Origin of the sequence: Nisaea sp. (genome assembly GCF_017640745.1) — a bacterium.
Taxonomy (GTDB): domain Bacteria; phylum Pseudomonadota; class Alphaproteobacteria; order Thalassobaculales; family Thalassobaculaceae; genus Nisaea.
On sequence record NZ_JAEPQA010000004.1, the window covers coordinates 47,910 to 69,914 of the forward strand.

Annotated in this window: 22 protein-coding genes; 9 read left to right on the top strand and 13 right to left on the bottom strand. The window is 65.9% G+C overall.

The features are described from left to right. Window positions 1-8 precede the first annotated feature (8 nt). The 4 genes from JJ959_RS04520 to JJ959_RS04535 form a co-directional block, all read right to left on the bottom strand. Window positions 9-1,064 (bottom strand): Gfo/Idh/MocA family oxidoreductase, encoded by a 1,056-nt coding sequence (locus tag JJ959_RS04520; RefSeq protein ID WP_292880091.1) that lies wholly within the window; start codon window positions 1,062-1,064, stop codon window positions 9-11. Window positions 1,065-1,809: 745 nt separating this feature from the next. Beyond that, window positions 1,810-2,106, bottom strand: coding sequence for a YciI family protein (locus tag JJ959_RS04525; RefSeq protein ID WP_292880092.1), 297 nt, complete (start codon window positions 2,104-2,106; stop codon window positions 1,810-1,812). A gap of 41 nt (window positions 2,107-2,147) precedes the next feature. Further along, entirely contained in the window at window positions 2,148-3,005 is an 858-nt protein-coding gene (locus tag JJ959_RS04530; RefSeq protein WP_292880094.1) for a prephenate dehydratase, read from the bottom strand. Between the two features lie 10 nt (window positions 3,006-3,015). Next, on the bottom strand, window positions 3,016-3,777 hold the full coding sequence (locus JJ959_RS04535; RefSeq protein WP_292880462.1) for a 3-deoxy-manno-octulosonate cytidylyltransferase: 762 nt from the start codon (window positions 3,775-3,777) through the stop codon (window positions 3,016-3,018). 250 nt (window positions 3,778-4,027) lie between these two features. Here JJ959_RS04535 and JJ959_RS04540 point away from each other — a divergent pair, with 250 nt between their 5' ends. Together JJ959_RS04540 and JJ959_RS04545 are read left to right on the top strand one after the other, a co-directional pair. Further along, a complete protein-coding gene (locus tag JJ959_RS04540; protein ID WP_292880095.1) occupies window positions 4,028-4,630 on the top strand; it encodes a cytochrome c family protein in 603 nt (200 codons plus the stop codon). A gap of 75 nt (window positions 4,631-4,705) precedes the next feature. Continuing rightward, window positions 4,706-5,485 carry an inositol monophosphatase family protein gene (locus JJ959_RS04545; RefSeq protein WP_292880097.1) on the top strand — a complete coding sequence of 260 codons (780 nt, stop codon included), beginning with the start codon at window positions 4,706-4,708 and terminating at the stop codon, window positions 5,483-5,485. Window positions 5,486-5,570: 85 nt separating this feature from the next. Here the strand turns inward: JJ959_RS04545 and JJ959_RS04550 are convergent, their stop codons facing one another. Further along, window positions 5,571-6,077 (bottom strand): SET domain-containing protein-lysine N-methyltransferase, encoded by a 507-nt coding sequence (locus JJ959_RS04550; RefSeq protein ID WP_292880099.1) that lies wholly within the window; start codon window positions 6,075-6,077, stop codon window positions 5,571-5,573. Between the two features lie 160 nt (window positions 6,078-6,237). On the opposite strand from JJ959_RS04550, the gene JJ959_RS04555 reads away from it, so the two are divergent. Next, window positions 6,238-7,170 (top strand): glyoxylate/hydroxypyruvate reductase A, encoded by a 933-nt coding sequence (locus JJ959_RS04555; protein WP_292880100.1) that lies wholly within the window; start codon window positions 6,238-6,240, stop codon window positions 7,168-7,170. A gap of 23 nt (window positions 7,171-7,193) precedes the next feature. Here JJ959_RS04555 and JJ959_RS04560 read toward each other — a convergent pair whose 3' ends face one another. Next, window positions 7,194-7,559: a MarR family transcriptional regulator gene (locus JJ959_RS04560; protein WP_292880102.1), complete on the bottom strand. Its 366-nt coding sequence runs from the start codon at window positions 7,557-7,559 to the stop codon at window positions 7,194-7,196. 107 nt (window positions 7,560-7,666) lie between these two features. Next, window positions 7,667-9,055 carry a M17 family metallopeptidase gene (locus JJ959_RS04565; protein WP_292880104.1) on the bottom strand — a complete coding sequence of 463 codons (1,389 nt, stop codon included), beginning with the start codon at window positions 9,053-9,055 and terminating at the stop codon, window positions 7,667-7,669. A gap of 179 nt (window positions 9,056-9,234) precedes the next feature. On the opposite strand from JJ959_RS04565, the gene JJ959_RS04570 reads away from it, so the two are divergent. After that, window positions 9,235-9,894: a glutathione S-transferase family protein gene (locus tag JJ959_RS04570; protein ID WP_292880106.1), complete on the top strand. Its 660-nt coding sequence runs from the start codon at window positions 9,235-9,237 to the stop codon at window positions 9,892-9,894. On the opposite strand, the gene JJ959_RS04575 is transcribed toward JJ959_RS04570, so the two are convergent. Then, window positions 9,895-11,211 (bottom strand): MATE family efflux transporter, encoded by a 1,317-nt coding sequence (locus JJ959_RS04575; protein ID WP_292880108.1) that lies wholly within the window; start codon window positions 11,209-11,211, stop codon window positions 9,895-9,897. It lies immediately after the preceding gene. Between the two features lie 127 nt (window positions 11,212-11,338). Further along, window positions 11,339-12,319, bottom strand: a complete 981-nt coding sequence (gene cbiB / locus JJ959_RS04580) for an adenosylcobinamide-phosphate synthase CbiB (RefSeq protein ID WP_292880110.1) — start codon at window positions 12,317-12,319, stop codon at window positions 11,339-11,341. A gap of 335 nt (window positions 12,320-12,654) precedes the next feature. Between cbiB and JJ959_RS04585 the strand changes: the two genes are divergently transcribed. After that, entirely contained in the window at window positions 12,655-12,888 is a 234-nt protein-coding gene (locus JJ959_RS04585; RefSeq protein ID WP_193185793.1) for a hypothetical protein, read from the top strand. A 12-nt stretch (window positions 12,889-12,900) separates the two neighbouring features. Here the strand turns inward: JJ959_RS04585 and cobU are convergent, their stop codons facing one another. Beyond that, window positions 12,901-13,434 carry a bifunctional adenosylcobinamide kinase/adenosylcobinamide-phosphate guanylyltransferase gene (gene cobU, locus JJ959_RS04590; protein WP_292880113.1) on the bottom strand — a complete coding sequence of 178 codons (534 nt, stop codon included), beginning with the start codon at window positions 13,432-13,434 and terminating at the stop codon, window positions 12,901-12,903. A gap of 101 nt (window positions 13,435-13,535) precedes the next feature. Between cobU and JJ959_RS04595 the strand changes: the two genes are divergently transcribed. After that, entirely contained in the window at window positions 13,536-13,739 is a 204-nt protein-coding gene (locus JJ959_RS04595) for a hypothetical protein (RefSeq protein WP_292880115.1), read from the top strand. Window positions 13,740-13,745: 6 nt separating this feature from the next. Here the strand turns inward: JJ959_RS04595 and JJ959_RS04600 are convergent, their stop codons facing one another. After that, window positions 13,746-15,266, bottom strand: a complete 1,521-nt coding sequence (locus JJ959_RS04600; RefSeq protein WP_292880117.1) for a gamma-glutamyltransferase — start codon at window positions 15,264-15,266, stop codon at window positions 13,746-13,748. A gap of 205 nt (window positions 15,267-15,471) precedes the next feature. Here JJ959_RS04600 and JJ959_RS04605 point away from each other — a divergent pair, with 205 nt between their 5' ends. Beyond that, window positions 15,472-16,470 carry a 2-hydroxyacid dehydrogenase gene (locus JJ959_RS04605; RefSeq protein WP_292880119.1) on the top strand — a complete coding sequence of 333 codons (999 nt, stop codon included), beginning with the start codon at window positions 15,472-15,474 and terminating at the stop codon, window positions 16,468-16,470. Window positions 16,471-16,667: 197 nt separating this feature from the next. Here JJ959_RS04605 and JJ959_RS04610 read toward each other — a convergent pair whose 3' ends face one another. Then, window positions 16,668-17,768, bottom strand: a complete 1,101-nt coding sequence (locus tag JJ959_RS04610; protein ID WP_292880121.1) for a porin — start codon at window positions 17,766-17,768, stop codon at window positions 16,668-16,670. Window positions 17,769-17,904: 136 nt separating this feature from the next. Next, complete coding sequence (locus tag JJ959_RS04615) at window positions 17,905-18,771, bottom strand: LysR substrate-binding domain-containing protein (protein ID WP_292880122.1); 867 nt, start codon at window positions 18,769-18,771, stop codon at window positions 17,905-17,907. Window positions 18,772-18,905: 134 nt separating this feature from the next. Between JJ959_RS04615 and acdA the strand changes: the two genes are divergently transcribed. Then, window positions 18,906-20,141: a 3-sulfinopropanoyl-CoA desulfinase gene (gene acdA, locus JJ959_RS04620; protein WP_292880124.1), complete on the top strand. Its 1,236-nt coding sequence runs from the start codon at window positions 18,906-18,908 to the stop codon at window positions 20,139-20,141. A gap of 11 nt (window positions 20,142-20,152) precedes the next feature. After that, window positions 20,153-21,760, top strand: a complete 1,608-nt coding sequence (locus tag JJ959_RS04625; RefSeq protein WP_292880126.1) for a thiamine pyrophosphate-binding protein — start codon at window positions 20,153-20,155, stop codon at window positions 21,758-21,760. The last annotated feature ends 245 nt before the right edge of the window (window positions 21,761-22,005 follow it).

Here is a 22,005-nt window from a genome sequence, read left to right on the forward strand (position 1 = left end):
GTCGTCCCCTACAGCCCCTCCAGCATCTCCGTGACCTCGACAACACGCCCCTCCCGCGCCGCCTTCTTCACCGCGAGCAGAACGGCGAGCGTCCGGGCGCCGTCCTCGGCGCCGATCACAGGGGGCTCGGCCCCGTCGATCACCTTCAGGAAATGGGCGAGCTGGTTCTCGTAGGTCTGGCTCCCGTCGAGCGGCAGGGTCTCGCGCACGAGCTTGGACTGCCAGTCCCCGCCGCCCGGCCCGTGATGCCAGTGTTCCATGGTCGGGACCTCAAGCGATCCGTCGCGGCCGCCGATGAAGAGGTAGTTTTCCGGCTGGTGCGGGAAGTAGAGCGCCTGGCCGGAGGTCCGCTCCCAGCTGTAGGGCGAGGCAACCGCGTCGCTGATGGTGAAGCCGCCGAGCACTCCGCTCTCGAACTCGAGCGAGACGCTCGCCGTATCCTCCACCTCAAGGCCGCGCACCCTGTTCGAGGTGAAGGCGGCAACCCGTCTTATCTCGCCCAGAATGAAGCGCATGCAGTCGATATCGTGGATCAGGTTGATGAGCAGCGTGCCGCCGCCCGCTTGCCGCCGCCATGCGATGTCGAAATAGCTGTCCGGCTTGTCGACCCACCACATGCCGCTCACCGTCACGATACGGCCGAGCCTGCCGCTCGCCACGGTCTCGCGGGCCAGCCGGATGTCGGCGCTGTGGCGGCGGTGATGGCCGACGAGGATCGGGATTCCGGCCTCCCGGCTCGCCCGCGCGAGGTCGAACGCGTCCCTCAATGTGGCCGCGACCGGCTTTTCCATCAGGCACGGGATGCCGCGGTCGATGCAGGCAAGGCCGGCGGATTTGTGCAGGCCGGTCGGCAGGGCGACGATTGCTGCGTCGGGCTCGGTCTCGTCCAGCATCGTCTCGAGATCCTGGAAATGCGGTACGCCGAGACTTCTGGCGTGGTCACGCCCCGCCGGCGCCGGATCGGCAATGCCGGCAAGCTCGACCTCCGGATGGGCCGTGAGCAGCTTGCAGTGCTCCCGCCCGATCACGCCGGCTCCCGCAACCGCGATGCTGTATCTCGCCATCTTGATCCTCCCACGCGCGGCCTTGCTCCGGCCGTTTCGCCAAAAGAGTGTGAGAGATAAGCGGGGCGCCGTCCATGCCCTCTCCCGGTCGGCAAAGGGGAACCGGCCGGAGCAAGGCCGCGCGTGGGAGGATTTTCAGAAAAGTAAAAGGGCCATGCGACGCGCGGACGACGCATGGCCCGAAAATATGACTCTCGTGAAAATTTGCTTCTGAGAATGTGTTCGCAGCAAATTCGCGCTGCTCCTCTCAAATACAAGCCGTTCCTTCTGTCGGCGCCGCCATATCCAGCTGGCGAGGGACATTAGAGGCGAGGAGCGTTATTTGCGCGTTACAGACCCGTTAGATCACCTTTAACATATTGAAAATAAATAATTTATAGGTGTTTGGCGGCCGCATTTCCGGCTGCCGGCAGCACTCGTCGACCTATAGTCGCGGGGTCCATCCTACGTCTTGGCGACACCAATGGAGCAAGGGACATATCCGGCAGCCGAAAAGCGCAAGCACGCGACCCAAATCCCTCACGTCATCCCGTCGAAGGACGGGACCCAGGGATGACGCGCGCCGCCCTTCGGTCCTCTGGGCCCCGGCCTGCGCCGGGGTGACAACCGAAATACGGGAAGTGACTCTTGGGGAAACCGGTTTTGCGCTGCGCAGGCCCCGTCTCGAGGCGGCGGTAGCGAGGGAGGAAAGGACCTGGTCGGGAAAAAGGGCGAGCTGTCCGGCTCACCCGTTCCCGATCTCGTGTCAGCCCTGCAGGGCCTTGTCCCAGATGGTCTTGCGCCACGGAATGACAGTCACGGAGGCGAACACGCCGTTGAGGGCGAAGGGATCGTTGTTCGCGAAATCCTCGGCCACCGCGCGGTCCTCGGTATCGAGGATCAGCAGGCTGCCGTCCATGCTCTCGTCCGCGCCGCCGAGCGTGGCGCCGCCGCAGAGGATCAGGTCCATCTTCGACTTCAAGTACTCGACATGGGCCGGACGATGTTCCATCCGCTTCTCGAGGGCGCCGGGCTTGTCGCGGGCGATGATGGCGTAAGGCATAGGAAGCTCCCTTGATTTCTGGCCGCTTGGCGCGGACCGTTTCAGATATTCTCGATACGGAACGGGTGTGCCGGATAGGTCCCCATGATCTTCACCGCGCCCTTCGGACAGAAGAAGCGCAGTTCCTCGAGTGCCAGCTTCAGCGGCGTCTCCTCCGGATGGCCCTCGGCGTCGACATAGAACTGCGCGGCCGAGAAATGCCCGTCGACGAGGTAGGATTCGAGCTTGGTCAGGTTGACGCCATTGGTGGCAAAACCGCCGAGCGCCTTGTAGAGCGCGGCCGGGACGCTCCGCACCCGGAAGACGATGGTGGTGACGCAGCGGCCGTTGTTGGCCGGCGGCACCACGCCCTCGCGGGCCATGACAAGGAAGCGGGTGGTGTTGTGCTCCGCGTCCTCCACGCCCTCGCGCAGGATGTCGAGCCCGTAGAGCTCGGCGGCGAGGCGCGGGCCGATCGCGGCGATCGACTTGTCGCCCTTCTCGGCGATGAAGCGGGCGGCGCCGGCGGTGTCGGAATGCTGCACCGGCTTGGCGCCGAGCTCGGCCATCAGCTTGCGCGACTGGGCCAGCGCGTGGACATGTGAGCGGATCTCCTTGATGTCCTCGATCTTCGTGCCGGGCACGCCGAGCAGCATCGCGTTGATGCGCTGGAAATGCTCGCCGATGATGTGCAGTCCCGACTCCGGCAGCAGGTGATGGATGTCGGCGACCCGGCCGGCGACGGAATTCTCTACCGGCACCATGGCGCAGAGCGCCTCTCCCGCCTTCACCGCTTCCAGCATGTCCTCGAAGCTCTGGCAGGGCATCGGTTCGAGATCGGGCCGCACCGCCTGGCAGGCCATGTGGGAATTTGCGCCGGGTTCGCCCTGGAAGGCGATCTTCTGTTTCTGCTCGGTCACGGGGCTGCTTTCAAACTCGCGGTTTTTCGAGGATTTTCCGGGCCTTTTCGAGGTCCGCCGGAGTATCGACACCGAGCGGAACCGTGTCAACGCGGGCGACGTCGATCCGCATGCCGGCCTCGAGGGGACGGAGCTGCTCCAGCTTCTCGCGTTTCTCCAGCGCTGAGGGCGGCAGGGAGACGAAACGCTCGAGCGCGGCGCGGCGATAGGCATAGAGGCCTATGAAATGGAACAGCTCGCCCGGCCCATAGGGCACGGTGGCACGGCTGAAATAGAGTGCGCGCCCGCGGCTGCCGTCCGCCTCCCAGGCGACGACCGGTTTGGTCACGCTCGGATTGGTGATGTCGTCCTCGTCGACGATCGGCGCCGCCGGTGCGCCGATATCGACCTCGGCCCGGTCGAGCATGGCGAAGGCCGCCTGCGGCACCGCCGGGTCGAGCACGGGCAGGTCGCCCTGGATGTTGACGATGGCGTCGTGCCTGCCCTCGGGATCCAGCTTCAACAGTGCCTCCCAGATCCGGTCGGAGCCGGAAGGATGGTCCGGATCCGTCAGCACCGCCTCGCCGCCGGCCACCCTGACCGCGTCCGCGATTTCCTGTTCCGCGCAGGCAACGGCGACACGGCCGAGATTCGCTTCCTCGGCGCGGCGCATCACATGGACGATCATCGGCGCGCCGGCGATCGTCGCCAGCGGCTTGTTCGGCAGCCGCTCCGACTTCATGCGTGCCGGAATCAGCACGATCGGATTGCTGGGTTTCGCACTCGCCGCCATCGCGGTCAGCCCTCCCGGACCCTGGAAATCATGCAAGCGGCGCGGCGAAATGTCGCGCATCGCTCCCCCCGCTCGATCAGGCAAGCCGATGTCCGGACTTGCGTCTTAAGGGGCGGAACCTTATAGGAAACTGTTCCGTGCCTGTCGCCTCCGATTTTGCGGCGCGGCCGGAGTGTGAGATAAGCTGGTCCGCGCGTTGCCCAAAGAGGTGGCGCGACGGCGGGAAACAAAGGCGGGACGAGGGTTCGGCATGTCATCTTCTCTGGAATTCAACAAGATCGCCGCGGGCGTTCTCTGCGGCGGCCTGCTTCTGATGGGCGTCGGCAAGCTCGCGGGCGTGCTGGTTCACCCGACGGATCTCGAAGAGAATGCCTATCCGATCGAAGTGACCGGCGGCGAGGCGACGGCCGCGGCCGAGCCTGCGGGCCCGGCACCGGTAGAACCGATCCTCGGCATGCTCGCTTCGGCGGACGTCGCGGCCGGTGAGAAAGGCGCAAAGAAGTGCGCGGCCTGCCACAGCTTCGACAAGGGCGGCCCGAACAAGGTCGGCCCGAACCTCTGGAACGTCGTGAACGCCGACAAGGGGCACATCGCCGACTTCGCCTATTCCGACGCGATCAAGTCCTCGGGCGAAACCCCGAACTGGACTTACACCTCGCTCAACAAGTTCCTGCTGAAGCCGAAGGACTATGCGCCGGGCACGAAGATGAATTTCGCCGGCATCAAGAAAGCGGAAGACCGGGCCGACCTCGTCGCCTATCTGCGCTCTCTCTCCGATAGCCCGGCGCCGCTGCCGACGGCAGAGGAAGTGCAGGCGGCCGAGGACGCATTCAAAGCAGCCTCCGGCGGCTGATCCCGAGCGAAGACTGTCTTGAGAAAGCCGGGCACGGGTTGCCCGGCTTTTTTCATTTGCGGAGAGACCCCTGACATGACCCGGCCATCCACCACCGAACTCGCGGCCTTCGCCGCTTCCCTCGCCGACGCCGCGCGCGGCGTGATCCGCCGCTATCACAATTTCGGCGTCAATATCGAGGCCAAGGCCGACGAGAGTCCGGTCACCATCGCCGACCGCACCGCCGAGAAGGTCATGCGCGCCCTGATCGAGGAGCGTTATCCGGAGCATGGCATCGCGGGCGAGGAGTTCGGCAAGGTCCGGGAGGATGCGGAATTCGTCTGGTCGCTGGATCCGATCGACGGCACCAAGGCCTTCATCACCGGCAGCCCGCGCTTCGGCACCCTGATCGGTCTGGTCGAAAACGGCTCGCCGGTGCTGGGCGTGATCGACATGCCGGTGCTGAACGAGCGCTGGATCGGCGGCAAGGGGTACATGACCCGGATGAACGGCACGCCGGTCACCGTGCGTCCGTGCGAGAGCCTCGCCGGCGCCATCCTGTCCGCCACTTCGCCGAGCATGTTCGACGGCGTCGAGGAGATCTATGCCGAGATGCGCGCCGCGACCCGCTACCAGGTGTTCGGCGGCGACTGCCACAGTTTCGCGACCCTCGCGAGCGGCCATGTCGATCTCTGCGTCGAGGCCGGCCTTCAGGATTACGATTTCCTTGCCGTGGTCCCGGTGATCGAGGCCGCCGGCGGGATCATCACCGACTGGAAGGGCGAGCGCCCGGCTCCGGGTTCGACCAACCGCATCCTCGCCTCCGGCGACGGGCGGGTGCACGAGGCCGCGCTTGAGATCCTCTCGAAAGCCTGATGATTTCATCATCCGCCCAAGAACCGGTCGTCATCTTCATTCGCATGGGGATGACGACATTCATTCGGAGGATAAGTGAGGTGGTTCACCCGTCCTTCAGCGCCGCGATCTTCCGCGCGAGATAGGCGGAGAACCAGCCCTCGTAGCGAGCCTGCAGCTGGGGCTGCTTCCAGTCCTTGCCGGTCACGGTCCCGCGGCAATTGTCCGCCCCGCATCGGCACTCCATGCTCCAGTCATCGTCGTCGCCTGTCGCATAATCGAAGGCAAGCTCCTCTCCGGCCGCGATGTCGCGCATCGCATGGAACGAGATCTGGCCTATGATCCCGACATTGGGATCGCAGGAATGGTTCAGATACATCATCCCCGCATCCCGGTCCCCCGGCCGGTCAGGACCGATGAAGAGGTGATCGTCGATCTGGATCTCGGACGGTCCGAGAGTCTTCGCCAGCTCGTCGCGCCGCTCGCGCGTGAAGACATGCCCGCCTTTAATGACCAGCAGTTCTCCCGCGGGGATCGCGTGCAAGGCCCGCAGGCCGGTGCCCTCGATTCCGCTCGCATATTTTTCAACCTTGTCTGAGAACCACACGAACATTCCGGGCTACCTCCGAGATCCGGTTCTAGGGAAAGGCACGCACGCTAGACGATAACTGTGACGGACATATTGCGGTGCGCGGTATGCCTTCACTGGCCGGGACGGCCGATGCCATGCTAGGACCAAGACCCTACCTCGACCCCACATCCCGGAGAGCCTAATGCCCGCCGTCTTTTTCCGGTCCTCGAACGACGCCGCCGCCGGTTGGGAGAAGTCCCTGAAGGAACTGATCCCCGATCTCGATTTCCGTGCCTGGCCGAATGTCGGCGACCCCAAGGACATCGAGTTCGTGCTCGGCTGGAAGATGCCGCCCGGTGCGCTGAAGGATTTCCCGAACCTGAAATGCGTCTGCTCTCTCGGCCAGGGCGTCGACCATATCTTCGCCGACCCGGAGCTGCCGAAGGGCGTGCAGATCATGCGCCTCGTCGACCCCTGGATGGCGCAGGCGATGAGCGAGTGGGTGCTGCTGCATGTGCTGCGCTACCACCGCCAGGCGCCGGAATACGAGGAGCTGCGCAAGAGCAAGACCTGGACCTCGCTGCCGGCGCCCGACACGGCGAGCCGCAAGGTCGGCATCCTCGGTCTCGGCGCGCTCGGCGCGGACGCGGCGGCGAAGATCGCCGCCCTAGGTTTCGATACGGCCGGCTGGAGCCGGAGCGAGAAGATCATCAACGGGGTGACAAGTTATTTCGGCCCCGACCAGCTCATTCCGTTCATGAAACGGACCGAGATCCTCTGCTGCCTGCTGCCGCTGACGCCGGACACCGAAGGCGTCATCAATGCCGAAACCCTGGCGGCCATGCCGAAAGGCAGCTTCGTGATCAATTCGGGCCGTGGTGGCCACGTCGTCGAGGAGGATCTGCTCGCGGCGCTGGACAGCGGTCATATCGCCTACGCGGCCCTCGACGTTTTCCGCCAGGAACCACTGCCCCAGGACAGCCCGTTTTGGGAGCATCCGAAGGTCGATCTCTGGCCGCACGTCTCGGCCCAGACAAACCCGCTGAGCGGTGCGCAGCAGGTGGCGGATGCGATCACCAAGGTGTTCCGCGGCGAGGCGCCGAACAACCTTGTCGATCCGAAGACGCAATATTGATTGGTTGAACCGGGGCGGCGCGGTCAGTCGGCCGCGTCGGACTGCTCGAACCGGGTTCCCCTGGAAGCCCCGACCACCAGGTCGCCGAACTCGGTCAGGAAGACGGAGCCCTTTACCGTGCGCTGCACCAGCACACTCCGGCGGTCATTCTCATCCGGCTTGCGTCGGACGAACCCGTATTCGCCGAGCCGGTCGAGCGCGCGGGTGATGGCCGGCTTCGAAACGTTCAGGGTCTTGGCGAGCCCCCGCACCGTGTGCGGCGGGCTTTCGATATAGACCGTCAGCAGCACGGCCAGCTGGCGTGCGGTCAGGTCCGGCGTGTCGCGCCGGACGCTTTCGACCAGGGCCTTGCGCCAAATGCTGAGAGCTTGGATCGAATCGACGGCCATTTCGCTTCCGGCACCGCTGTATTTGTTTCGAAGTCGATTTGACTATACAGGGCGATACCGACTTGCGCAACGATCGATGCCACGGGATCGTTCGTCATTCGCGCAGATTAACCATAACGTTTACGCAACATTTTATAAAATGCGCGGACACCCATGGCCTCGCCGCCTTCCGGTCGTCCCGGTTTCGATTTGAGGTTCCAGGCCATCAGGTCGACATGCGCCCAGCGCGTCTCCGCCGAAACGAAATGCTCGAGGAACAGGGCCGCGGTGATCGATCCGGCATACGGACCGGATCCGGTGCTCGACAGATCCGCGTTCGGAGAATTCAGCATCGCCTTGTAGGGCTTGTGCAGCGGCAGACGCCAGAGCGGGTCGTCCTCGGCAAGCCCGGCCTCGAGCAGATCCTCCGCCAGCTTGTCGTCGTTGCTGAACAGCGCGGGCAGATCGGTACCGAGCGCAACCCGGGCCGCCCCCGTCAGGGTCGCGAAGTCGAGGATCATCTCCGGCGCCTCGCTGTCCGCCTCCGTCAGCGCGTCGGCCAGCACGAGCCGGCCCTCGGCATCGGTGTTGCCGACCTCGACGGTGAGCCCCTTGCGCGAGGAAAGGATGTCCATCGGCCGGAAGGCATTGCCGGAGACCGCGTTCTCCACCGCCGGTACGAGCGCCCGCAGGCGCACCGGCAGTTTCGCGTCCATCACCAGCTTGGCCAGCGCCAGCGCCTGGGCCGAGCCGCCCATGTCCTTCTTCATCATCAGCATGGCGGAGGCCGGCTTCAGGTCGAGCCCGCCGCTGTCGAAGATCACGCCCTTGCCGACGATGGTCACCTTCGGATGGCTCTTCTTGCCCCAGCGGATGTCGATCAGCCGCGGCGCCCGGTCGGCCGCGCGGCCGACCGCATGGATCATCGGGAAGTTTTCGGCAAGCAGCGCCTCGCCCTCGATGACGGAGAATTTCGCCTTGTAGCTCTTCGCCAGATCCTCGGCCGCCGCCGCCAGTTCCGCCGGGCCGAGATCGTTGGCCGGACGGTTGATCAGGTCACGGGCAAGCGCTGTCGCCTCGGCCAGCCGCTTCACCTCGTCCTGATCCGCTCCCTCGGGCCAGACCAGCTCCGCCTTGAAGACGGTTTTCTCCTTGAACTTGTCGAAGCTGTAATGGGCAAAGGCCCAGCCGGTCGCCGCCCTGGTCGCCGCCTCCGGCGCCAGCGCCGCGTCAAGATAGTAGCGGCCCTTCGGCAACTGCGCCGGGAGCGGTGCGAGATCCCAGAGACCGCCGCCCGGCGCCGCGCTTTCGGAAACGCCGAACAGCACGCGTTCGAGACCGCCGTCTTCGCCGGGCACGAAGCAGACCGCACCCGCATCCGCCTTGAAGCCCGAATCGCGCACCCAGCGCGCGACCCGCGTCTCCGCGCCTTTCAGCCAGCCCGGCAGAGTGGCGGCGCTGACCGGGGTCAACGGGACGGATTTCGGAGTGGCCTTGGCAACGAATCGGAACGGCATCGGAGGAGCTCCAGAGAGGGTCAATCGCCATCCGTTCTAGCCCGCGCTCCGGGCCCGCTTCAAGCGCGGCAGAGCGGGCGGCTCCGGCATTCCCGCGCGGGCACGGCGACGACAGAGGTTGCGCACCACGCCGCTGGCGGTTCAAATGGCCCCGGCAGGGCTCAGAGGGAACAAAGAAAATGGCGCCATACAGCCTTATTATCGGGAACAAGAACTATTCGTCCTGGTCCATGCGGCCATGGCTGATGATGAAGGCGACCGGCATCGAGTTCGAGGAAACCGTGATCGCGCTCGACACCTCCAACACGCGGCAGGAGATCCTGCGCCACTCGCCGACGGGCAAGGTTCCGGTTCTGAAGGACGGCGAGCTCACGGTCTGGGACAGCCTTTCGATCGGCGAGTATCTGAACGAGAAACATCCGGAAGCGGGGCTCTGGCCGGACGACCCGATCGCCCGCGCGCGCGCCCGTTCGGTCTCGGCGGAGATGCATTCGGGCTTCCAGGCGCTGCGCCAGAACATGCCGATGAACGTGCGCTCCAGCTTCCCGGGCATGGGCCGCGGACCTGGCGTGCAGGAAGACATCAACCGGATCACCGCGATCTGGCGCAATCACCGGCGCCGGGTGACCGATCCGGCCGACGGCCCCTACCTTTTCGGCCGTTTCACCATCGCCGACGCGATGTTCGCGCCGGTGGTCTCGCGCTTCCGCACCTATGCGGTAGAGCTCGCCGACGAGGCGGCGGCCTATGCCGATGCGGTCTGGGAGAACGAGGCGGTCAAGGCCTGGGTCGACGACGCCAAGAAAGAGCCGATGGTGATCGACAGGCACGAATTCTGATCAGTCACCGAGCCCCCGCTCGATCCGGGGATAATAGAGCGTGAGCGTGACGGCGCGGACGGCCAGGAACAGGCTGTAGCCGGCCCAAAGCCCGTGATTGCCGAAGGCGGCGACGAGCGGCGTCGCGGCGGCGACGAAGAGGATCAGGCAGAAGATCATGCTGTTCCGCATTTCCGGACCGCGCGTCGCGCCTATGAAGATCCCGTCGAGCTGGAAGGACCAGACAGCGAGGACCGGGAAGGCCGCGACCCAGGGCAGGTAGATCCGTGCCGTTTCGCGCACGCCGTCGATGCTGGTGATCAGATCGATGATCGGCCCGCCGGCGAACCAGAAGATCGCCGCGATCAGCAGGGCGAGGACTGCGGCGCCCTTTGTCGTCGCGATCACCGCCTCGCGCAGGCGGCTGCGCGAGCGGCGACCGATCGCCTCGCCGACCAGCGCTTCGGCGGCATGGGCATAGCCGTCGAGCCCGTAGCCGGCGAAGCTCTTGAAGACCCCGAAGACCGCGTTCGCCGCCAGCACCGTGTCGCCAAGCTTGGCGCTCTCGTTCATGAAGAAGGCGCCCGCGGTCAGGACTGCGAGAGTGCGCAGGAAGATGTCCCGGTTCACCGCCATGATCGCTTTCAGGCGCCGGAAATCCGTCAGTTCCCGGAGCGTCGGACGGCGCGCGTCCCGCGGCATCATGCGCCAGACGATCGCGGCCCCGACGGCAAGGCCGGCATATTGCGCGATCACCGTCGCGAGTGCGACGCCCTCGATGCCCCAGCCCAGCACCAGCACGAAATAGAGATTGAGCACCACATTGGCGGAATTGATCAACAGCTGCTGCACCAGCCCGGCGCGCATCGCCTGCATGCCGAAAAGCCAGCCGAGGAGAGAGAAATTGCAGAGCGCCGCCGGCGCCGCCCAGACGCGGATGGCGAAATAGCTGCGCGCCGCCTCCTCCACTTCGGCGCTGCCTTCGAGCAGCGCGAAGGCCGTCTCCTCGATCGGGACCGATAGCAAAACGCAGCCAGCCCCGAAGAGGAGCCCCAGAATCAGCGCACGGCCGAGCGCGGCGATCACCTCCGTGCCGTCGCCCGCGCCTTTCGCCTGCGCGACGAAGCCGGTGGTTCCCATCCGCAGGAAACCGAAGCCCCAGTAGATATAGTCGAAGAGCAGGGAGCCGAGCGCGACACCGCCGATATAGAAAGCCGCGTCCAGATGGCCGACCACCGCCGTGTCGACGGCACCGACGAGCGGGATGGTCAGGTTCGAGAGCACGACCGGCCAGGCGAGGCGCCAGACCCTTCGGTTCATTGTCAGTTCGCTGGGCACGTGGCGGAGCTTTCCCGGGACGGCGATGGCGCGATGTAGACCGCCGGCACCTTAGAGGCAACCGCTCCCGCAAGGTCGGTAAAAAATCGAACCGCGGGACAACATCCATGTGGAGCAGGGCAGGTTCTCAGAGGAAGAGCAGCCCGATCAGGACGACGGCGAGCATCAGCGCGAGGCAGGCCAGACGGAAGAGCGAGAGGGTGCGGAGGATGTCGCCCGGATTTGCCTCCGCCCTGCCATCGCCCATCCAGGCATCCTCGACCGTCTCCCCGCCATAGACCCGGGGCCCGGCGAGGCGCAGTCCGAGCGCGCCCGCCGTCGCCGCCTCGGGCCAGCCGGCATTGGGCGAGCGGTGCTTGCGCGCGTCCCGGAAGGTTGCCTTGTAGGAAGCGGCCGGATCGGCGTCCGGCAGCGCGAAGGCCGCCGCCCAGAACAGCACCGCCGAGATCCGCGCCGGAACGAAGTTCGCGAAATCGTCAAGCCGCGCCGAGGCCCGGCCGAAATCGAGATAGCGCGCGTTCTTGTGCCCGATCATGCTGTCGGCCGTGTTCAGCGCCTTGTAGGCGAGCAGGCCGGGCAGCCCCCCGAGGAGGTACCAAAAGGCCGGCGCGACCACGCCGTCGGAGAAATTCTCCGCTGCGGTCTCGATCGCCGCCCGGCAGACCCCGGCCTCGTCGAGCCGCTCCGGATCGCGCCCGACGATCATCGAGACCGCCTTGCGGGCACCGGCGAGCCCGTCCTCCCCGAACCCGACGGCGACGGCCCGGACGTGATCGTAGAGACTGCGCTGGGCGAGGAAGACCGACGCGATCGCCGCCTCCAGAAGCCATCCATACGGGAGCCCCGAGACCGCGCGGTGCAGGAGCCACCCCGCCGCTGCCGCGCCGGTCAGGAGAACGGTGAGCAGCAGAACACCACGGCGGCGGCGCTCGGCGTCCGGCAGGGCGGGATCGTTCAGCCGCGCCTCACCCCAGGCGATGGCCCGGCCGAACAGAACCACCGGGTGCGGCAGCCGGTTCCAGACGCGCGGCGGATCGCCGACAAGCGCGTCGATGAGCAGCGCGAGGCAGAGAATTCCGCTCGTCCCGGTGAAGAAAGCCTCAGCCATTTTTCCGCCTTTGCCGATCGCCCCGCAGGGCCGCGGGGGTGCCGTTCACTGCCACGATCCGGGGCATCAAATACATAGCAATTTATATAAATCCACAGCAAAAATGAGGCCTTCTTGACAAATGACCAACGATTCCACATACTTGCTGACGACAAAAAAGCGGCCCGATCAGGGCGACCGGGCCGTTGAATTTTAAAGTGAGTTCTCACAAGGAGAATCGGCTAAGGGACTCACCGTAAAGAAGTATGCACTTTTCGATTTTAATTTACAATACGTAAACACATTTCGTTTAGTTAGTTGGACCGCCTATTCATTTACGTTTGAAAGGGCTGACGATGAAACGGCGATATTTCACCCGCAGGAGGCACGCCATCAAGGCGAACCTTCTCTGGATCAGAACCACGAGCTGGATCGCGGCCCCGTGCCTCGCGATGTGGCTCGGTTACAGAGTGGTTTCTCAGGGAACCCTGGACGTGATCGCGGTTGCGATCATCGCGGTCCTGGCAGCCATCTACCTCGTTTCCGTGCTCCGCGTCCGAGGTCTTTCGGGCGAATGGACCTTCTTCTGAGGCCGGTGCGCCTCAGCCTCCCTTTACCGAAACAGGCAATCCGGCGACGACGAGCGTGACCTCGTCCGCCGCCGCGGCGATGCGCTGGTTCAGACGCCCCGCGTGATCGCGGAACTGCCGCGCCAGCCTGTTTTCCGGAACGATCCCGTAACCGACCTCGTTCGCCACCAGCACCAGCCTGCCGCCCGGCCACGCCGAGACGGCATCGGTCAGCCCGTCGATCTCCGTCCCGATGTCAGAACCCGCGAGCAGGTGGTTGGTCAGCCAGAGGGTCAGGCAATCGACCAGCAGCACCCTGCCCTCTCCGGCCTCGCGCATGAGCACGCCCGCAAGATCCATGGTCTCCTCGATCGTGCGCCAGCCGTCCCCGACGCGCTCCGCCTTATGCTGCGCGACGCGTTCGCGCATTTCCGCGTCCCGCGCCTCGGCCGTGGCGATATAGATCCGCTCGCCGCCCGCGGCCCGGCAAAGCGCTTCGGCATAGCGGCTCTTGCCCGATCTCGCCCCGCCGAGCACCAGCGTCACCCCGGCTCCGTCCTGCGTCATTTCCGCTCCACGATCAATCGCCTGTTCCCGATCACGGCCGGCAGGGTACACTCAGGCGAACCTGATGCCCAAGCGGCCGGCAATGCAAACGGGAGCGAGAGATGCCACAAGACGATCTGACCATGAGCGCGCAGCTGCTCCTGGAGTCGGTCGAGGAAGAGAACACCGACCTGCACGAGGCCTGGGAGCAACTTCAGCGCATCCTCAACACGATGCGGGCCGAGGGCCTGCAGCCGCCGGAGGACCTCCTGAAGCTCGAGGAGCGGATGCAGGCGGATTTCGCGGCCGACAATTCGGAGACCTGAACCGCGCTAGCGCACCATCCCGGCGGCCCGCGCCCGCGGGTCGCCGACGGCGGCCATCGTCCCGTCGTCATTGACGCCGACGGCCTGCACCGAGGCCAGCATCGGATCGCGGCCGGGGCTGAGCGTAAGCTTCAGGCCACGTGAGTCCGCGAGCGGCTGAACCGTTTCCTCGAGTTCCTGATCCGCCAGCATGGACTCGGTCTCGGCATGGACCCGGGCCCTGCCGACTGCGTCCGGAAGGGCATCGCCCAGCACCAGCCGGTTGAACAGCACCTGCATGATCGAGGTCGGAATGCGGGTCGATCCCGAGGCCCCGATCGCCATGCGGATCTTCCCGTCCCGGAACATCAGGCTCGGCATCATGCTGGAGACAGGGCGCTTGCCGGCAACCACCTCGTTCGGATTGCCCGGCCAGGGACTGAACAGCATCATCTGGTTGTTCAGGAGGATGCCGGTGCCCGGCAGCACGACACCCGAATGGTTGTTGTTCGAGTAGGTGATGCAGGCCGCGTTGCCGTCCCGGTCGATGACGGCCAGACTTGTGGTTTCGCTCGACTCGCCCGGCGCCGCTTTCAGAAAGGCCGGATCGCCGAAACTCGCTGCCCGCTTGCGGAACATCGCCAGCATCGCGTCGGCGAGCTGTCCGTAATGCGCGCCGTCCGTGACCGTCTCGCCCTCGAGCGCCGCCAGCCCGGCGAAGACCAGGCTGCCGGAAGAGGGCGGCGGCATGGTCGCGACGTCGTATCCCCTGAATCTGGCCGTCGCGGGATCGCGCCAGATCGCTTCGTACCCCATGAGGTCCGCTTTCGAGAGAAAACCGTCATGCGCCTCCATCTCGGCGATCAGGAGGTCGCCGAGCACGCCCTCGTAGAGAACCTCAGGCCCCTGCTTCGCGATCAGGCGCAGCGAGGCGCCGTATTCCGGGTTCGCCATCTCGTCGCCGGCACGATAGAGACTGCCGTCGGGTTTCAGCAGGAGTTTGCGCGTGGCCGGTGTCAGGCTCAGCAGCTTCTCCGTGCGCGCCATGCGCAGCGCCGCCTTGTGGCCAACGCGGAAACCGCCTTCGGCAAGCGCGATCGCCGGCGCCAGGACGTCCGCCATCGCCAGCTTGCCGAATTTCGCCTGCGCCGCGCCGAGACCGCGCACCGAACCCGGCACCGCAACCGAGCGGTGCCCGCGTTCGTTCTCGCGTCCCTTCACCCGGATCACATATTCATTGCCGGCATCCATCGAGGCATAGAGTTCGTATTTCGCCGCTGCGGGACAGGTGCCGAGAAAGTCGATGCTTTCCGTCCGGCCGCTCGCCGCGTCATGCAGGATCATGAAACCGCCGGCGCCGATCCCGCTGTCGAGCGGCTCCACCGTGCCCATCACATAGGCTGCGGCCACAGCGGCATCGATGGCGTTGCCGCCCGCCTCCAGGATATCGAGCGCCGCGCGCGTCGCATCCGCGTTGCCTGTGGCGGCCGCGCCGACCTGCGGCTTGCCCTGCTGCCAGGTGGAGGGGATAGGTTCCGGATCGGCCATGGGGTGTCTTTCCTGAATTGCGCGAAGGCGGGAGTGTGGCGCTTCGAAACCGCGATGTACATCCGTATTACGGGAAGGATTGTTCCCGTGAAGTCCCTCCAGTCGTGCCCACAGGGAGCCTTGTACGGTACGGTCGACCGGGCTATGTCGGACACGGTCGCCCGAGGCGGCCTCCCGCCTTCCGGAACCCGAAAGAGACGCCCCCGTGACGAAGCCGCTCAAACTGCTCCTGACCCAGCCGAAAGACAGCCCGCGCTACAATCTGCTGAAGAAGCACCTGACGACCGATTGGGACATCGTCACCTGGGCGAAGGATGACGGCGAGGAGGCCTTCCGCGAGCGGGTCGGGGATGTCGACGTGATCGTCGGCGGCGGCGTGCCGGAGCTGCCCAAGGGCATTCCGCTGAAGCTGTTCCAGATCCCCTTCACCGGCTACGATTGGATCACGCCGGAAGAGGTGCCGGCCGGCACCGTCTTCTGCAACACCTTCGAGCACGAGACCACGATCGCCGAGCATGTGCTGGCCGGGATGCTGGAGTTCCAGCTCGGCCTGATGCGAGAGACCCATCCGATGATGCGGTCCCAGTCCTACAATGGGCGCGATATCTCCAAGGGCCCGATGCACCGGGAAATGCGCGGCCAGACCGTCGGCATCGTCGGCTACGGCCATATCGGCCGCGAGGTGGCGAAACGCTGCAAGGCCTTCGACATGAGGGTGATGGCGCTCTCCCGCACGAAGCGGGACGAGCCGGGCCTGGTCGACTGGTATGGCACCACCGACGAGCTGGACACGCTGCTGCAGGAAAGCGATTTCGTCGTCGTCACCGCACCGCTCTCCGAGGAGACGCGCGGCATGATCGACCGCGACGCCTTCAACCGGATGAAGCCGGACGCGGTGATCTGCAATGTCGGCCGCGGCCCGGTGATCGACGAGGCCGCGCTCTACGAGGCGCTATCCACCAAGCGGATCCGCGGCGGGATCATCGACGTCTGGTACGTCTATCCCTCGAAGAAGGACCCCAACCCCTGGCCCTCCAAGTTCCCCTTCCAGAAGCTCGACAACATCATCATGTCGCCGCACAACTCCGCCTGGAGCAATGAGATGAGCGACCGCCGCTGGGCCTTCGTCGCCGCCAATCTCGACCGCTTCGCGCGCGGCGAGGAACTGGAGAACTTCTGCTTCGAGGGCACCCGGCAGGGCTGAACCGGCCATTAATAACGGTCGTCACCCCGGCGCAGGCCGGGGCCCAGAGGATCGAACGGTGCCGCGTGGCCTCCCTGGGTCCCGGCCTCCGCCGGGATGACGATTGAGGGAGAGTTATTCACCCTCACGCCCCGAACGCAAAACGGCCGGGCGCAGAGGCCCGGCCGGATCGCTTCGGCGGAGGCAGGGGGCTCCGCTCAGAATTCGATGGTCAGGCCGACGAGCGCGGCGGTGCCCTTGTTCTCGGTGCCGGTCTCGTCCTTGAACTTGCTGTGGAACAGCGTGCCGATCAGGCTGACGCCCGGGCCGACCTCGTAATTCGCCGACAGCATCACGGTGTCGTTCTTGCTCTCGCCCGCGACCGCGACCTGGTCCTCGAACTCGCCCCTGTAATAGGAGAGGCTGACGGTCACCGGATCGAAGGCGTAGGAGACGCCGATATCGAAGCCCTCGCCATCGAGCGAGGTCGCCGTGTCGGTTCCCTGGGCGCCGTTGCCATCGGTCTTGGCGTAGGAGCCGCCAAGGGTAAACCCGGCATGGCTGACCTCGAAGCCAAGGCTGTAGCCCTCGGCGTCACTGGCGCTGGCGTTCGGCGCGGAGGCGGTCATGAACCCGGCAGCAAGCGCGAGCGAGGTATCCTCGCCGAAGTCGCGGACATAGTTCACGCCGATGGCGATGCCGTCGTGATAGAGGTCCTCGCCCGGCTGGGCGTTGTTGTCGCGCTCGAATTCCGGGGTGTAGGAGACGCCGAGCTGCAGGTCCATGAAGCGCGGCGTGTAGTAGCTGAGCTTCGTTCCCTTGTCCTCGCCGAGGAAGAGGTAGGTCGACTTGAAGGCCGAATCGGAATCGCCGCCGGTCGGATTGTCAATCCAGTCGTCGATATCCGCATCGTTGATGCCGAGCCCGACATCCGGCGCAGCGTAATGCATCTGCGCGGCCGCATTGTCCCGCTTGCCAAGCTCCAGCCGGCCGAACTTCGCTTCGGTCCAGGCGTAGCTGTCCTTGACCTGCTCGCCATTGTCCGAATTGCCGTTCATCACCACTTCGAGGCCGACCTGCAGGCCGGTGTCCATGGTGAATTCGCCGGCGAAGCCGATCTCCGTATCCGACTTCTGGTCGAACCCGGTGGTGTCGGTCGCGGCGCCGTTATCGTCGTTGTTCGCATATCCGAAATACTGGGTCATGTAGCCTTCGATACCGACGGAGAGCTTCTCCGCGGCATGCGCAGACGGAATCCAGGCGGCAGAGAGCGCCGCGAGCGCGACAGTCGCGCCTGTGCGTTTCAGGGACAGGTTCACCGAATTTCTCCTTGGGGCGAGGTGACCGCGAGCCGGTTCGTGCGGCACCAAATTCTGATCGGATGAATGTGCCTTAGATGAGAATGGTTCGCAATCTCATTTTTGGCGCATTCTGATATTATGTTATACTATAACATTACTGCAAGCCGCTCAGGGCGCCCACCAGCACTTCCGTCAGCGCGGCGCGCGGCGAGACATGCCGCTCCACCACGATCACGCGCCGGCTGACCGCCGGATCGCCGAACGGAAGCACCCGCAATTCCGCCCGCGCGGCCTCGCCGATCGCATAGGCCGGCACCACCGCGACCCCGAGACCGCGCGAGACCATCTCGATGATCGGCTCGATCGCGTCCAGCTCCATCGCCTCGTCCACCTGGAAGGACCGGTCGCGCAGGGCATGCTCGATGATGCGGCCGACGCCGGTGCGGCGGTTGAAGCGGATGAAGGGATGGCGCGTCAGCAGCTCCATATCGTTCGCACCGGAGAAGTCCCGCGGCGCGATCACGGAAAGCGGCTCCACGAAGATCAGGTGCCCCCTCAGTTCCGGCGGCAGGCGCTCGGGCGCTGTCAGGATCGCGGCATCGAGTTCGCCCTGCGCCACCCGGACCAGCAGGCCCGACGAGAGCCCGCTCTCGATCCTGACCCGGAGCTGCGGATGTGCCTCGTGCAGCCGGGTCAATGCCGCCGGCAGGATCCCGGTACTGGCGGTCTGGATCACGCCGAGCCGCAGGGTGCCCGCGATCTCTCCGCCCCCGCGCACGATGCGTTTCAGATCCTCGTACTTGCCGAGAATCTCCCGCGCCTCCGGCACCAGCGCGAGGCCGCGGTCATTCAGCACCGGGGGGCGCCGCGAGCGGTCGAAGAGATCCGCCCCGAGTTCCTCCTCGAGAGTGCGCATCTGCATGCTCACCGCCGACTGGGCGAGACCGAGCCGGTCGGCCGCGGCGGCGAAACTCCCGCGGGCGGCGACTTCGAGAAAGATCTGCAGGCGTCGCAGCGACATCGCATCATCTACTTCAGTTTTTCTGATTTTAAATATCAGACTAATGCACTTGCCTGAAGTTATTCCGGCGCCCAGACTTCACGGAACCGTGAGAGGCGCGTGAACGTCCGCGCCGGAAATTGAGGAAACGCCCCATGCTGTTCGATCTGTCCGCCGACCAGAAGGATCTCCAGGCCCGCGCCCGCGCATTGGCGGCGGAGGTCATCGCCCCCCGCGCCGCCGAGGTCGACCGCAGCGAGCAGTATCCCTGGCATAACGTGAAGGACCTGACCGAGGCCGGCTTCATGGGAATGACCGTGCCGAAGGAATATGGCGGTCCCGGGCGCTCCTATCTCGACACCGTGCTGGTGATCGAGGAAATGGCGGCGGCCTGCGGCGTCACCGGGCGCATCGTCGTTGAAGGCAATATGGGCGCGATCTCCGCGATCATGACCTACGGCACGGAAGCGCAGAAGAAGCTTGGCGCCGAGCATGTGCTCTCCGGCGACAAGCTCGCGATCTGCATCACCGAGCCGGATGCGGGCAGCGCGGCGACGCAGATGACCACGCGCGCCGACAGGCGCGGCGACACCTTCATCCTCAACGGCAAGAAGCACTGGATCACCGGCGGCGGCGTCTCCCGCCTGCACCTGATCTTCGCCCGCGTCTTCGACGAGGAGGGCACCGAGCTCGGCATCGGAGGTTTCCTCGCCGACAAGGACAGGTCCGACGGCCTGATCATCGGCACCCGCGAGCCGACCATGGGTCTGCGCGGCATTCCGGAAACGGAAGTGATCTTCCAGGACCTCGAGGTCCCGGCCTCCATGGCGCTGCTGCCGCCGAGCGGCTACAAGCGCGGCTTCGCCGACCTGATGAGCGCCTATAACGCCCAGCGCGTCGGCGCCGGGACCGTCGCCATGGGCGTCGCCGCCGGCGCCTACCGCCATGCCCTCGCCTTCGCCGGAGAGCGCGAACAGTTCGGCCGGCCGATCGCCGAGTTCCAGGGCCTGCAATGGATGCTGGCCGACATGTCGGTGCAGCTCGAGGCGGCCCGCTCGCTGATCTATCGCGCCGCCGCCAGTGCCGAGGGCCCGAACGGTCCCTTCCCGGACGTCACGCTCGCCGCCCAGGCCAAGATCATGGCCTCGGAGATGGCGATCAAGGTCACGACCGACGCGCTGCAGGTGTTCGGCGCGCGCGGCTATTCCCGCAACTATCCGATGGAGCGGATGCAGCGGGATGCGCGCATGTTCACGATCGGCGGAGGCACGGCGCAGATCTTGCGCACCGTGGTCGCCTCCCGCATCCTCGAACGCAAGCTGCCGCAGACCCGCGAGGGCCATCTGCGGCTGGCCGAGAAAGACACCGCGAACCGGATCGCCGCCGAATAAGGACCCCTTCCATGCGTGTTGCCGACGTGATTGCCCGCCGCCTTTACGAGGCGGGGGTCCGCTATGCCTTTGGCGTGCCGGGGGGCGAGGTGCTGACCCTGGTCGACGCGCTGGAGCAGGCCGGGATCCGTTTCCTGCTGGCGAAGCATGAGAACGCGGCGGGCTTCATGGCCGAGGGCGTCTGGCACATGACCGGGGCGCCGGGCGTGCTGGTCTGCACCGTCGGGCCGGGCGCCGCGAACGCGGTCAACGTCACCGCCAATGCCGAGCAGGACCGGGTGCCGCTGATCGTGCTGACCGGCTGCGTCGATGACGGCGAGGCGGTGACCTACAATCACCAGATCTTCGACCACACCAAGGTATTCGGGCCCGTCACCAAGGCGAGCGTCACGGTGCCGGCGGAGAATGCCGACGCGCTGATCGACAAGATGGTGCGCCTCGCGCTGGCCGACCGGCCGGGCCCGGTGCATCTCGACCTGCCGATCGCCGTCGCCGCGGCGGAGGTGCCGGAGGCCAAACCGGTGCGCCGCCCGGCCCCGCTGCCTGCCGCACCCGCGCCGGGACCGGAGCTTGAGGCCGCCCGAGCGGCGCTGGCGAAAGCCGAACGTCCGCTGATCGTCGCCGGGCTCGACGTGGTGAACCAGAACGCCTCCGAAACACTGGCAGCATTCGCGCGCAAGTTCGGCGCCCCGGTGATCGCCAGCTACAAGGCGAAGGGCGTGCTGCCGGAGGACGATCGGCTCTGCCTCGGCGGCGCAGGGCTTTCGCCGCTTGCAGACAAGCATCTGAAGCCGGTGATCGAGCAGGCCGATTTCATCCTGCTCGCCGGTTACGACCCGATCGAGATGCGCACCGGCTGGCGCAATCTCTGGGATCCGGAAAAACAGACCGTGGTCGAGCTGCTGGCCGCGCCCGAATATTCCTACATGCACACTGCCTCGATGACCTTCCATGCCCATGTCGGCGAAAGCCTGAAGGCGCTCGGAGAGGGCGTGGAACCGCGCGCGACATGGCCCGGCGCCGTCATCGCCGACACCCGCTCCGCGCTCGCCGGCGCCTTCGGCCAGAACGAGGCCTGGGGTCCGGCGGCGATCACCACGACGGTGCGCGCCAGCACCCCGCCGGAGACCGTGCTCACCATCGACAGCGGCGCCCACCGCATCCTCGCGAGCCAGGTCTGGGAAGCGCAGGTGCCGCACGCCGTGCTGCAATCGACCGGCCTCTGCACCATGGGCTGCGCCCTGCCGCTCGCGACCGGCGCCGCGCTCGCCGCGCCCGGCCGCCCGGTCGTCGCCTTCACCGGCGACGGGGGCCTTGAGATGGTTCTTGGGGAACTGGTGACGCTCCGCGACCTGAAGCTGCCGGTGATCGTCGTCGTCTTCGTCGACGCCTCGCTCGCGCTGATCGAGAAAAAGCAGCGCGAGATGCGCTACGGCAATGCCGGGGTCGATATGCACGAGACCGATTTCGTCGCCATCGCCACGGCGCTCGGCGGGCGAGGCCTCTGGTGCGAGGACCGGGAGACGCTGGCGGAGGCGGTGAAGGCAGGGCTCAAGGCCGACACGTTCACAGTCTGCGCCTGCCGCATCGACCGGCAGAGCTACGACGGGCGGATCTAGCCCTGGACACCAAGATCGTCATCCCGATGAAAATCGGGACCCACGGTCGATCCAGCCGGTAGAGAGTGGATCCCGACTTCCGTCGGAATGACGGTGAAGGGGCGATGGCACGCCGAGCCATCTCCCGGTTCTAGACGTCATCCCGGCCGCAGAGCCGGGACCTTGTCGAGCATCGGATCCGATCCTGCATGAGGTCCCGGATCAAGTCCGGGATGACGGCTTGAGGGGGGGGGGAGTGAGGGGCT